This is a genomic window from Picosynechococcus sp. PCC 7002 (genome assembly GCF_963860125.1).
Taxonomy (GTDB): Bacteria; Cyanobacteriota; Cyanobacteriia; order Cyanobacteriales; family MRBY01; genus MRBY01.
This window is the reverse complement of record NZ_CAWLFA010000001.1, coordinates 2,938,370-2,950,208: the sequence shown is the minus strand read 5'-3', so window position 1 is coordinate 2,950,208 and position 11,839 is coordinate 2,938,370. Positions and strand designations below refer to the sequence as shown.

11 protein-coding genes and 1 pseudogene are annotated in these 11,839 nt (G+C 49.1%); 5 read left to right on the top strand and 7 right to left on the bottom strand.

What is annotated here, in order from left to right:
• The first annotated feature begins 18 nt into the window (after positions 1-18).
• Both purE and AACQ84_RS14180 read left to right on the top strand, forming a co-directional pair.
• Entirely contained in the window at positions 19-543 is a 525-nt protein-coding gene (gene purE, locus AACQ84_RS14185; protein ID WP_012308413.1) for a 5-(carboxyamino)imidazole ribonucleotide mutase, read from the top strand.
• A 41-nt stretch (positions 544-584) separates the two neighbouring features.
• Positions 585-809, top strand: coding sequence for a YgiT-type zinc finger protein (locus AACQ84_RS14180; RefSeq protein ID WP_012308412.1), 225 nt, complete (start codon positions 585-587; stop codon positions 807-809).
• Between the two features lie 10 nt (positions 810-819).
• Here the strand turns inward: AACQ84_RS14180 and AACQ84_RS14175 are convergent, their stop codons facing one another.
• From AACQ84_RS14175 to AACQ84_RS14155, 5 genes and pseudogenes are all read right to left on the bottom strand, one after another.
• A complete protein-coding gene (locus AACQ84_RS14175) occupies positions 820-1,524 on the bottom strand; it encodes a YkvA family protein (RefSeq protein ID WP_012308411.1) in 705 nt (234 codons plus the stop codon).
• 31 nt (positions 1,525-1,555) lie between these two features.
• Positions 1,556-2,291: pseudogene (locus AACQ84_RS14170) on the bottom strand (ABC transporter ATP-binding protein).
• 107 nt (positions 2,292-2,398) lie between these two features.
• A complete protein-coding gene (locus AACQ84_RS14165; RefSeq protein ID WP_012308408.1) occupies positions 2,399-2,758 on the bottom strand; it encodes a phage holin family protein in 360 nt (119 codons plus the stop codon).
• Between the two features lie 80 nt (positions 2,759-2,838).
• Entirely contained in the window at positions 2,839-3,597 is a 759-nt protein-coding gene (locus tag AACQ84_RS14160) for a hypothetical protein (protein WP_012308407.1), read from the bottom strand.
• A 193-nt stretch (positions 3,598-3,790) separates the two neighbouring features.
• Positions 3,791-5,380 (bottom strand): glycoside hydrolase family 57 protein, encoded by a 1,590-nt coding sequence (locus AACQ84_RS14155; protein WP_012308406.1) that lies wholly within the window; start codon positions 5,378-5,380, stop codon positions 3,791-3,793.
• Positions 5,381-5,651: 271 nt separating this feature from the next.
• Here AACQ84_RS14155 and AACQ84_RS14150 point away from each other — a divergent pair, with 271 nt between their 5' ends.
• Positions 5,652-6,839 (top strand): histidine kinase, encoded by a 1,188-nt coding sequence (locus tag AACQ84_RS14150; protein WP_012308405.1) that lies wholly within the window; start codon positions 5,652-5,654, stop codon positions 6,837-6,839.
• Here the strand turns inward: AACQ84_RS14150 and patD are convergent.
• Positions 6,805-7,176 carry a heterocyst frequency control protein PatD gene (gene patD / locus AACQ84_RS14145; RefSeq protein ID WP_012308404.1) on the bottom strand — a complete coding sequence of 124 codons (372 nt, stop codon included), beginning with the start codon at positions 7,174-7,176 and terminating at the stop codon, positions 6,805-6,807. The genes AACQ84_RS14150 and patD overlap by 35 nt on opposite strands.
• A 307-nt stretch (positions 7,177-7,483) precedes the next feature.
• On the opposite strand from patD, the gene AACQ84_RS14140 reads away from it, so the two are divergent.
• Together AACQ84_RS14140 and AACQ84_RS14135 are read left to right on the top strand one after the other, a co-directional pair.
• On the top strand, positions 7,484-9,751 hold the full coding sequence (locus tag AACQ84_RS14140) for a RelA/SpoT family protein (RefSeq protein ID WP_012308403.1): 2,268 nt from the start codon (positions 7,484-7,486) through the stop codon (positions 9,749-9,751).
• A gap of 119 nt (positions 9,752-9,870) precedes the next feature.
• Positions 9,871-10,941 carry a GGDEF domain-containing response regulator gene (locus AACQ84_RS14135; RefSeq protein ID WP_012308402.1) on the top strand — a complete coding sequence of 357 codons (1,071 nt, stop codon included), beginning with the start codon at positions 9,871-9,873 and terminating at the stop codon, positions 10,939-10,941.
• On the opposite strand, the gene AACQ84_RS14130 is transcribed toward AACQ84_RS14135, so the two are convergent.
• Entirely contained in the window at positions 10,919-11,785 is an 867-nt protein-coding gene (locus AACQ84_RS14130) for an NAD(P)-dependent oxidoreductase (RefSeq protein ID WP_012308401.1), read from the bottom strand. The two genes, AACQ84_RS14135 and AACQ84_RS14130, sit on opposite strands and share 23 nt — an antisense overlap.
• Positions 11,786-11,839 lie beyond the last annotated feature (54 nt).

Genomic DNA, 11,839 nt, shown 5'->3' with positions numbered 1-11,839 from the left:
TACATGAGCTAAAAACCTATGAGTGTAATTAATCCCCTGGTTGGCATCATTATGGGGAGCGATTCTGATCTTCCCACGATGGAAGCGGCGATCGCCATCTGTAGACAATTTAATATTCCCCACGAGGTTGGCATTGTGTCTGCCCATCGTACCCCGGAGCGCATGGTGGAATACGCCCAAACAGCCCATGAACGGGGTTTAAAGGTGATTATTGCTGGGGCAGGTGGAGCCGCGCATTTACCGGGGATGGTTGCTGCTCTGACGCCTTTGCCGGTGATTGGGGTGCCCGTCAAAACCAGTACCCTCAGCGGTGTGGATTCTCTCTACTCCATTGTGCAAATGCCCCGTGGTATTCCGGTGGCGACAGTGGCGATCGGAAATGCGACCAATGCCGGTTTGTTGGCGGTGCAAATGTTAGGGGCGTTCGATCCAGCGCTATTGAAACAGGTGCAAGCCTATCGTCAAAGTCTCAAGGAGATGGTGCTCGATAAACAAACTCAATTAACGGCGATTGGTTATGAGGATTACCTCAAGCAAATGTAGTGTTTTGCAAAATGGAGGAAGTTGCTACAGGAAATTAGTAGATGAGCGACATTGCTTTTGAAGAAACTTTTGTTGATTCTTTTGTGACCTATTCTGTGGAAATTGCCGGGAAGATTTACGTTGTGGAAAATGTTCCGGCTAGGGTCTGCCAGGAGACGGGCGAGAAATTATTTGCGCCGGAGACGGTGGATCGGTTGCAGGAAATTATCTGGGGTCAACAACCGCTCCTCAAAGTTGTAGAAACGCCTGTGTATTCTTTTTCTTGAAACTTGTTGGTTAGGACGACAAAATATTCAGAATTATTTTAACGAGAATGGCGATCGCCGCTGCGGCAATACTGCCGAGAAGTGTGATTCTGACGTTGGTGGTGTGCTTTTTAATTTCGATTTCGGCCTTTTTTTCCGCCTGACGGGTCATGTATTTTTCTAACTCAAAGGCGAGGGTCGAACCCACTGCAATAATCACCGCTGCATCATCGGCCAACCCCGCAAAGGGAATCACATCTGGTACCGCATCGAGGGGCGAAACTAAATACAACAATGCGGCGATCGCCATAGTTTTTGACCGCCAGGCCACATGCGGATCCTTAATCAGTTGGGCGAGGCCTTGCACCTTTTGCCAAATATCTTTGATTGGCCCCCGGCGCATCTCCCCTAAATGAGCTTTAATTTTTTCAATATCCGCTGGCGTTACCCCCTGGGCAAACCGCTGGAATACCTGGGCAATACGAGTTTTATCCTGTTCCCGTAAATTGGCTTTAACCTGTTCTTCGAGATCGTCGTGGAGAGTTGTGACCGCTGGCTGGGCTGGACGAAATCTATCGATCACCCGTTGCCAAGGCTTGGGGGATGTTTTCTGGGGGGGCGTCTCGATGGGTTCTGCGGCCACATCAATAATTTCTGGAGTTCCTGCTTTCGGCGATCGCCACCATTGCTGCCAAGAGGTTTTCAGATTGTCCAGAAACTTCACCACGACCGCCATTACCCAAGCTCTAGTTTTTACTGTAGCGAATTTAAGTCTCTTTGTAGGCGGCACCGAGGTAGAGTTCACCGACCTTTGGGTTCGTCAGCAAATCTTGCCCTGTGCCCTCAAAGCGATCGCAGCCACTTTCTAAAACATAGCCCCGGTCAGCAAATTCCAACGCCTTTTTTGCATTTTGTTCCACGAGCATAATCGCTTTACCCAGTTGATTGACCGCTTTGATTTGCTCAAAAACACTAGCTACCAGAATTGGTGAAAGAGCTGCTGACGGTATCATCGAGGACGAGAAGATCCGGGTCTAACATCAAAGCCCGACCCATGGCTAACATTTGCCTTTCGCCCCCGGAGAGGGTGCCTGCCCGTTGTTTGCGCCGTTGTTTCAGCACGGGGAACATCGTATAAATTTGTTCCTTGAGATTTTCGAGGGAGCCAGACCGCACAAAGGCCCCCATTTCTAAATTTTCTTCGATACTCAGGTTGGCAAAAACGTTTTGAATCTGGGGGACGTAGCACATACCCCGTTGCACAATTTGGTTGGGACGCAGGCCAGTAATAGGCTTTCCTTTGAACGTAATGTTGCCTTGATTGGGGGTCAGGAGACCAAAAATCGTTTTAGCGAGGGTCGATTTTCCTGCGCCATTGGGGCCAATGACCACCACTAATTCTCCGGGAGCGATCCGAAAGTTAATGCCCTGGAGAATGTTTAGATCTTTGATATATCCTGCATAGACGTCATTGACGACCAAGAGGTTTTCCGCAGTTGCCATAGATTTTGGGTAAAGGTTGCCGATTTTCTCCCTAGCATAAAAGCAAATTGCCCCCCAGTTCACTACTGGGAAGCGGAATTTTTAACGGTGTGAGCGGCGAAAAAAGGCTATTCGGTGAGTTCGTCGTCTTGGCCGAGGAGTTGATTGATCAAGCTGGAAATAAAGGTCAGCACCAGGGAACCAATCACCGCCGGGAAAAAGCCATTGACTTCTAAACCCGGTGTGAGGTAGCCGACTAACCCCAAGGCGATCGCATTGACAACCAGGAGAAACAGGCCGAGGGTCAAAATGGTCAGGGGCAGGGTAAAGAGGATCAAAATTGGTTTAACAATGGCATTCACAAACCCAAGGGCGATCGCCCCGATCAAGGCTGTGGTCAGGCCATTAATTTCTAAACCGGGGACAATGGTGGCCGTAAGAAAGAGGGAGCCAGCCGTCGCTAACCAGGTCAACAAAAACTGAGGCATAGTGAGTGCGGGGATGATATTTTGCTCCCATTCTATCGGGACTTTTTGACCATTAGGGCGTGACGGCGCAAACCTTAAACCTAAGCTTGTTTCCAGAAGTGAATAATTTCCCGCACGTGGTTCAGCACCTGGCTATCTTCACTGAGTTGGGCGATCGCCGTTGTCGCTTCCCGGGCGAGTTGTTGGTGAGCCGCTTCATTGGTGGCTTCTAGTTGTTCGAGGGCGGCCCGCATTTTCGCTAAATCGCGTCGAAGGCTATGCCATTCTTCCTGGTGGGTTTGGCTATTTTTTTCGGTTGTTTCTTGTAGGTTTTTAACTCCTGCCTCTAGGGTCACCACCCGGTGACGCAATGCCACCACATCTTCCCGGGGATATTGAATTTGTTGGCGAATTGACATGAGACGCTGGGCAATAAATTGGTAAGCCCGCACCGCTGGCCGTAACGCCGTGAGCAGTAACATCGCCCCGCCTGTCACATACCCCACCGGACTAATGCCCCAGGCTGCCAGACCATATAATCCCAAGGCCGAAAGCAGATGGAGGGCGATCGCCAACAGCAAACCAAACCGAGCAATTTTTGCCACATAGGCTAACTGTTGGGCATCAACGGGGATATTTTTCTGGCGAGAAATCATCGTCTCTGCCTTGGTCTCCTCCGCCTCGAAATAAATATTCCACGGAATCGTTACCACCGCCAACAGCCACCAAAAACTGGCAATGCCCACTAGCCAATCGACTAAACTCCCCGCCGGAATCTGGAGCCACTGCAAAATGAAAAAGACCACTAGGGCGAGAAACCCCGACCCAAACCCAAAACTCACAAAACTGTAACTGACCATGACGAAAATCTCCTGGGGCGATCGCCTTTATTACCACCATTGTGGCGACCCAATCCCAGAAATTTTCTTGCCCTGTGCCACTTTTTGAACCGTCCAAAAAAAATCCTCCCTTGAGGGAGGTGGCCGATAGGCCGGAGGGTGCCATTCTCCCCTTGAGGGGAGCTAGAGGGGTGTTTCTTCAGGGGTATTCCAACTACAAAGGCCGATAAACCCGATAATCAATATTCGGGAAAATGTTGTCCATCTTCTCAATCTTTTCGAGCCAACCCGCATCAATCTTGCCGACCTTTACGTCCTCATAGATTTTTTCCAGGCGTAACACATGACTCTTTGTGCGTCGTTCCGCGTAGGGCACCATGGTACCTGTGCGCATAATAAATGCCCAATCCGATGACTGTGCCAACAGCAATTCCCTAGCTGCTTGGTTCAAGGCCCGTTCCTCTAGTTCATCGGCTGGTTCCCGCGTCGAAAGCTCGATCATGCGTTCCGCAGCCTTGTGGAGATAGGGATAAATCCAAGCATTCGTCTGGTTGAGCCAATATTCATGGAATCCCTTGTATCCCCAACTCGATTGGGACGGCACAGCCACCTGTTGCGTCGGCTCCATTTTTAGATAATCTGCCAAGTGGGTCATCTGGTAAGTACCTTGGTCGTACCAAGACTTGCGGAAAAAGTAATCCAAGAACCAGGGGCCTTCGTACCACCAGTGGCCAAACAATTCCGCATCATAAGGCGACACTACAATCGGGTGACGCCCCATCATCTTATTCAGACGGCCAATCTGTTGCTCCCGGTTATACATGAAGTTGCCTGCATGTTCTGCCGCTTTCTCCCTTGCCCAGTAGGGATCATAAAGGCCTTTTTCGGATAAACCACCATCACGACTGGTGATCTTGTGGTACTTGATCCCCGTATTTTTCCGCTGGCCGTTGGGCATAATGTAGGGCTTGATATATTCGTAGTCCGCTTCCCAACCGAGATCTTTATAAAACTCTCGGTAACAGACATCGCCCGGATAACCCACTTTCGATGACCATACCTGCTGGGAAGATTCGTGATCACGACCAAAGGCAGCCACCCCTGTTTCGGTGAAAATCGGCGCATAGTTACCATAGCGGGGACGGGGGCGTGCATAGAGAATACCGTGGCCATCGGTGAGGAAGTACCGCAGTCCCGCATCGGCGAGCATCCGCTCCAAACCTTCATAATAAGCACATTCAGGCAACCAAATGCCCTTGGGGGGACGCCCAAAATTCTCTTCGTAGCTTTCACAGGCTACCTGCAATTGTGCCCAAACTGCCTGGGGGTACATCTTCATCAGGGGGAGGTAGCCATGGGTGGCACCACAGGTGATGATTTCGAGGTTGTTACTGTCCTGGAACTGCTTAAAGGCCGTCACGAGATCCCGGTCATAGCGTTCCCAGGTGTCGAGGATGGCGCTAAATTCTTTGTGGTAATACTCCGCTAAATATTTAATATGACCGTTGTATTTGTTATGAACAATTTCCTTTTCGACCAGCTCCATTAACAGCTTCATGTGGGCGTCGTAGCGGTCTTGGAGGAGAGGATCCCGGAGCATCGCCACCAAAGGTGGGGTCATGCTCATCGTAATTTTAAAGTCGATCCCATCTTGCTTTAGCCCTTCAAATACATGAAGCAAAGGGATATAGGTTTCGGTAATTGCTTCAAATAACCACTCTTCTTCAAGGACAAAATCACTTTCGGGGTGACGGACAAAGGGGAGGTGGGCATGGAGAACGAGGGCAACGTAGCCTAAAGCCATAGTGGTATTCCTTCCTTAAAAAGAGTCGCTTGCTGAACGATTTTGAGGCGTCGGTGTCAATTTCCATTAGATTCTAAAACGATTTGGTCAATGCACCGCATCTAACTCAAGTTTGAGGCTCTGGGAACATGGGGTAATTGGTCCTCTACGGATTACAATGGGTTTTGGAGTAAGCTCACCATAAACTGTTCTTTTCCCCTAGATTGTGCATGGTAGACAGATTGTGGATCACTTACTTTCTTGGGGCGAATTTGTCTTGTTTGAACTGCCTGTGTCTGCTGAAGATCAATCTCAACTTTCACCTGTTACGGCCGATATACAACTGCGATTGTTGTTGTTTACGGATGAGCGTTTGGCCCATCGGAGTGAGATCAAGCGGGTGCAAGATTATCTTGAGCGTTTGCGGCAAGAAACGGATTTTTCTTTGGAAATTATCAATATCAAAGATCAACCCCAACTGGTGGAATTGTATCGTTTGGTGGCGACGCCTTCTCTGGTCAAGGTTTTTCCGGAGCCGTTGCAGGTCTTTGCAGGTAGCAATATTTTGCCGGATCTAGAACGGTGGTGGGGTCAGTGGTTGGATACGGTGGCGACACTCAGAAAACAGCTTGGCGATCGCCAATTGGCTGAGGTTGAACGATGCGATCGCCGCTTGGCCGCGTCTCAGACAGAGCATTCTAAGGAAGTAATGCGCCTGTCCGATGAAATTTTTCAATTGCAACGGGAAAAAGAAGCTCTCCTCAAGCAGATAGAATTTAAAGATCAGATTTTGGCGATGCTGGCCCATGATTTGCGCAGTCCTCTCACCGGAACGTCCATCGCCATCGAAACCTTAGAAATCCTCTCAAAACGTCCGGAAACGGAAAAAACAGTTGGATTGCGGGGGCAGCTTTATCAGCAGGCGAAAAACCAACTCCAGATCATGAACCGGATGATCACAGAGCTGCTCCAAGAGTCACGGCAACTGCTGACCAAATTAGATGTTAAGCCCCAGCCGATGGCCCTGAGTCCCCTATGCCAACAAATCACAGAGCAAATTCAGGAGCGGTTTCAACGTAAATCGATTCAATTGGTCTTGGATATCCCCCGGGATCTGCCAGAGGTTTATGGAGACCGGGAATTGATCCGGCAGGTCATTGTCAATTTGCTAGACAACGCCATCAAATATAGTCCTGAAGGGGGGCTTGTGCGGCTTGTGGGTCTCCATCGCACCCTCCAACAGGTACAGGTGAGTGTGATTGATACGGGCCATGGTATCCCAGAGGAGGAACAGGAAAAAATTTTCGAGGGGCATTTTCGTCTTAAGCGAGATGCCACCCAAGAGGGCTACGGTCTGGGCTTAGCTGTCTGTCGACAAATTATCCAAGCCCATCAAGGTCGCATCTGGGTCGATAGTACCCCAGGCCAGGGCAGTGAGTTTCACTTTACGCTTCCGGTGTCAGGCGATCGCCAAGCTTAATGATTTCTGTGCAGTATTGATCGAGTTGGGCCAGACGGGCTTGGATCTGCTGTTGTTTTTGGCTTTGGGTGTTGGGGCTGCGGCTGCCCTGGAGAAAGATTAAATCGGTATTGAGGAGCCGCAACCCCCGATACAATTCCGTGTGGAGCGATCGCCAAGCGCTATAGATTTTTTCAGGAAGCTGTTCCCCAGTGAGGGGGGCTAACTGGGTTTCCCAAAAGCTGAGGAACCCTTGGCCCTGACGGACTAAAGCCCCCGATTCCTGTTGGAGGGGCGTTAAATCTGTGGCCAGGGTTTGCAAATCGATTTTTAATTGTTGATAGGCAGAAAAATTCATCGGGTAGATAGTGCAAATTTAGAGAACAAACAAGCCATCAAAACTGTATCAAAATTAATCTTTCCAAAAATATTTTGTGCAAATCTAAACTTTTAAGTAAGAATTAAGATACTTAAAGCAAATTTAATCTCTGTTTTAAGCTTTTTGTTCAAGTCTCCAGCTTCATCCTTTTGGTTTCAGGAGTCGGCCCCTCGCTTCCCCTTCGACCGAGGAATGCGGGTTAAGGTTGCCCCAAATATCGCCTTCTATTACAACCTTTTTAAGCTCGTCCGCTGTCGTTGTTGTTTTTCTTCTCCCCTGTGTTTCTATGACTGCTTCTCCCGTTCAATTAACTGCCGCATCCGAAACAGAAAAATTTGATGTGCCGCTACCTGCTTGGTTGAAAAATTATCTCTATCAGCCAGAGCAATTGGTCGGGGTCTCCGAAGGCGATCGCCAACTCATCGGTGAAGCCTTTCGCTTTGCCCATGCCCTCCACGAAGGTCAAACCCGTAAATCTGGCGAGCCTTATATTGCCCATCCCATTGCCGTAGCAGGATTGTTGCTCGATCTAGGCGGAAATGGGGCGATGATTGCGGCGGGATTTCTCCATGATGTGGTCGAAGACACAGAAGTCAGTCCCGAAGAAATTGAAGAACGCTTTGGCGCTGAAACCCGCAAGCTTGTCGAAGGGGTAACCAAGCTCACCAAATTTACTTTTTCTAGCAAAACAGAACGCCAAGCAGAAAATTTCCGGCGGATGTTCCTTTCCATGGCCGAGGATATCCGCGTGATCGTCGTGAAACTCGCCGATCGCCTCCACAATATGCGCACCCTCGAACATCTGCGCCCCGACAAACAAGAACGCATTGCCCTGGAAACCCGCGAAATCTTTGCGCCCCTGGCCAATCGCTTAGGGATTTGGCGTTTTAAGTGGGAACTAGAAGATCTCTGTTTTAAGTATCTCGAGCGGGAAGCCTACCGTTCGATGCAAAAACACATTTCCGAAAAACGCACCGAGCGGGAAGCCAAACTCGAAGAGGCCATTGAAATTATCCGCGATCGCCTGCGTCACCTGGGCCTCCACGTCTGGGAAATTAAAGGTCGCCCGAAGCACCTCTACAGCATCTATCACAAGATGCAACGACAACACAAAGAATTTGATGAAATCTTTGACATCGCTGGGATTCGGATTATTGTCGAAACCAATGACGAATGTTACCGCGCCCTGGCGGTGATTCACGATGCCTTTAAACCGATTCCTGGACGCTTTAAAGACTACATTGGCCTGCCGAAGCCCAACCGCTACCAATCCCTCCACACCACCGTTGTCGGCTTAAATGGTCGCCCCCTCGAAGTGCAAATTCGCACCATGGAAATGCACCACATCGCCGAATACGGGATTGCCGCCCACTGGAAATATAAAGAAGCCGGTCATTCCGCTGCTAGTTTCACCTCCGAAGACGAAAAATTCACTTGGTTGCGGCAACTGATCGAATGGCAAAGCGACCTCAAGGATGCTGAAGAATACATTGACAACCTCAAGGACAATCTCTTTGAAGATGATGTGTATGTCTTTACCCCCAATGGGGATGTGGTGGCCCTGGCCAAAGGTGCTACTTCCATCGACTTCGCCTATCGCATTCACACCGAGGTGGGGAACCACATGAAAGGGGCGCGGATCAATGGTCGTTGGTCGGTGTTAGAAAAAAAACTCCGCAATGGCGATATTGTCGAAATTATCACCCAAAAAAATGCCCACCCCAGCCTCGATTGGCTCAATTATGTAGTTACTCCCAGTGCCAAAAATAGGATTCGCCAATGGTTTAAGCGATCGCGGCGGGATGAAAACTTAGCACGGGGTCGCAGCTTACTCGAAAAAGAACTGGGAAAAACGGGCCTCGATTCGATCCTCAAATCCGAGGCGATGCAAACCGTTGCTCACAAGTGCAATTACCAAAATACCGAGGATCTGTTGGCGGCTTTGGGTTACGGCGAAGTCACCCTCAACCAAGTGGTGAACCGCTGGCGGGATCAAGTGCGCGACCAGGAAGAAGAACATCTCCCCCAACTGGAACTAGAAGCTTCTTTAAACACAGCGACGAAACCGGCCAAGCCCCTCCAAGATAGCCATAAATACCCCATTGCTGGCATTGAAGGGTTGGTTTATACCATCGCCAGTTGTTGTGCCCCCTTGCCCGGCGAACCGATTATCGGCATTGTCACCCGCAGCCATAAGGGGATTTCCATTCACCACCGCAGCTGCGCCAATGTGCAAAACTTCGATGGCGATCGCCTAATTCCTGTGAGTTGGAATCCCAGCATCGACCAAAAGCATGCTCCGGTCTACCCTGTGGATCTCCGCATTGAAGTCATTGACCGGGTGGGAGTCCTACGAGATATCCTGTCACGCCTGAGCGATCAGCACATCAACGTGCGGAGTACCAACGTCAAAACGAGCCACAGCCAACCAGCGATTATTTCTTTGCGGATTGAAATTCGTAATGCCCAACAACTGGCCCACAGCATTAATCAAATTAAAAACATGAGCGATACTTTGAACGTGCGCCGCGTCACCCAAATCGAGCAGGAATAGCAATCTAGGTGATCATACTGAAAATCTCTGAAAGGTCGTCAAATTAACATCAGAGGGCCGATTGCCTAGGACAGTAACCCGTTAGAATAACCATATAGTTCTTTTTGTGCCTAGAATCTATGACCGCTGATTCTGTCTCAATGCAGGATGATCAACCGTTAATTCTTGTCATTGATGACGATCCAATTTCGCGTCGCCTGATTCGTTTTTGGATGGAAAAAGAAGGTTATGCAGTCGCTGAAGCAACCAATGGTCAAGAGGGACTAGAAATATTCCAAAAAACCATGCCCGATATTATCCTGTTGGATTTTATGATGCCGGTCATGGATGGCTTGGAATTTTGTAATGCCTTTCGACAACTCCAAGCTAGCACTGAAATTTCTCCTGCAAAAAATACTGAAATTTCCCAGGAAACTTTTCTGCTTCGTCACGAATTGGTGGCCTACCAACAAGCAGAAGATCTACTGACAAAGATTGCCCGCACTCCCATCTTGATGATTACGGCCCGGGAAGATGACGAATCAGTCACCAAGGCCTTTACCGCCGGGGCAACGGATTTCATCACCAAACCGATCCACTGGACAATTTTGCGCCAACGGGTGCGCCACCTCATTTATCAGGCAAAGCTTTACCAACGTTTGGAAGCGACGAATGTGCAATTGCAACGGTTAGCGGCTTTAGATCCTTTGACCCAACTGGCGAATCGTCGAGTTTTTGATTTGGTTTTAGAGCGTCAATGGCGACTGATGCTCCGCAATCAAATACCTCTCTCGATTATTTTCATTGATGTGGATTTTTTTAAAAATTACAATGATACCTATGGTCACCAGGCTGGGGATCATTGTTTGTTTGAAGTAGCCCAGGCGATCGCCAGCCAAGTGAAGCGACCCACAGATTTAGTTTCCCGTTATGGTGGCGAAGAGATCATCGTCATCTTGCCAGATACCCCCGGTGTTGGGGCGCAATTACTGGGAGAAAATATCATCGAGCAAGTCCGCAGTTTGCAGATTCCCCACCAGAGCTCTTTGGTAGCGCCGATTGTCACGGTCAGTTTGGGGGTTGCCTCCATTGAACCAGGCTGTGTGACGACGAATCCAGAAAAATTTGTCGCCCTGGCGGATGTCGCGCTATACGAAGCCAAGGCCCGTGGCCGTAATCAAATGGTCGCTAAGGTGTGGGGCCAGGATTAATCACTTGATAAATAGCAGAGTAGTCTGCCTCGGCGAGATTCAAGGCGATCGCCTGCTCGATAATTTCTCGAATGCCTTCTAGCCCCGTGGTCTCAAGGCCGACGGTTTTTGCTGCTGCTAAAAAGAGCCTAGTATCTTTGAGTAAATGCTTCGTGGGGAAGTTGGGATTTGCAAAGGTGCGATCGCCCATGCGCGGCAGTTTTTTATCAAAGGTGGGGGCATAGAGGGCACTATCTCGCAAAATCCCCATAAATTTATCAAGATCGACTTTTTCCCGTTGAATTAATCCTAAACTCAGGGAAAAACTAGCCGTTAAGCCCGCAATCAACTGATTTAAAGCCAATTTCAGGGCTGCTGCTTGACCTACTGCCCCAATATATTTCGGGTCTTGCCCCAGGGTTTTAAAAATTGGCAAACAGGCTTGGAATAATGTTTCTTCGCCCCCGACCATCACGAGCAATGTTCCCTTTTTTGCTTCGGGAATACTGCCGAGGACTGGTGCTTCTAAATATTGACCTTGACGTCGCTGAACTTCTTCGGCGATCGCCTTACTTTCTTCTGGAGCAATCGTCCCCATCTGGATAATTGTTTTCCCTGTAAAAAAAGTATCTGCGTTTTCTAATAAGACCGTTTGGATTGCCGCCGCATCACTGAGGGTCAAAATTAAATAATCACTGTTGGCGATCGCCGTTTGGGGATTCGTCGTTACCGTTAAACCTTGTTCTTCCAGAGGATTCAGTTTGTCTGCTGTCCGGTTGTAGGCGGTCACCAAAAAATTTTCCTGGGCTAATTTTAGGGCGATCGGTGTCCCCATTAGCCCCATCCCAAAAACACTAATTCTCATCAAATTCTGATTCCATAAACATCACTTACCATCTTCCCCTAATATCCTTCCTTA

What these genes read in the sequence shown, in the direction of transcription:
- purE (WP_012308413.1), top strand. Translation starts at nt 19, where the DNA reads ATGAGTGTAATTAATCCCCTGGTTGGCATCATTATGGGGAGCGATTCT.
- AACQ84_RS14180 (WP_012308412.1), top strand. Translation starts at nt 585, where the DNA reads ATGAGCGACATTGCTTTTGAAGAAACTTTTGTTGATTCTTTTGTGACC.
- AACQ84_RS14175 (WP_012308411.1), bottom strand. Translation starts at nt 1,524, where the DNA reads ATGGCGGTCGTGGTGAAGTTTCTGGACAATCTGAAAACCTCTTGGCAG.
- AACQ84_RS14165 (WP_012308408.1), bottom strand. Translation starts at nt 2,758, where the DNA reads ATGCCTCAGTTTTTGTTGACCTGGTTAGCGACGGCTGGCTCCCTCTTT.
- AACQ84_RS14160 (WP_012308407.1), bottom strand. Translation starts at nt 3,597, where the DNA reads ATGGTCAGTTACAGTTTTGTGAGTTTTGGGTTTGGGTCGGGGTTTCTC.
- AACQ84_RS14155 (WP_012308406.1), bottom strand. Translation starts at nt 5,380, where the DNA reads ATGGCTTTAGGCTACGTTGCCCTCGTTCTCCATGCCCACCTCCCCTTT.
- patD (WP_012308404.1), bottom strand. Translation starts at nt 7,176, where the DNA reads ATGAATTTTTCTGCCTATCAACAATTAAAAATCGATTTGCAAACCCTG.
- AACQ84_RS14140 (WP_012308403.1), top strand. Translation starts at nt 7,484, where the DNA reads ATGACTGCTTCTCCCGTTCAATTAACTGCCGCATCCGAAACAGAAAAA.
- AACQ84_RS14135 (WP_012308402.1), top strand. Translation starts at nt 9,871, where the DNA reads ATGACCGCTGATTCTGTCTCAATGCAGGATGATCAACCGTTAATTCTT.
- AACQ84_RS14130 (WP_012308401.1), bottom strand. Translation starts at nt 11,785, where the DNA reads ATGAGAATTAGTGTTTTTGGGATGGGGCTAATGGGGACACCGATCGCC.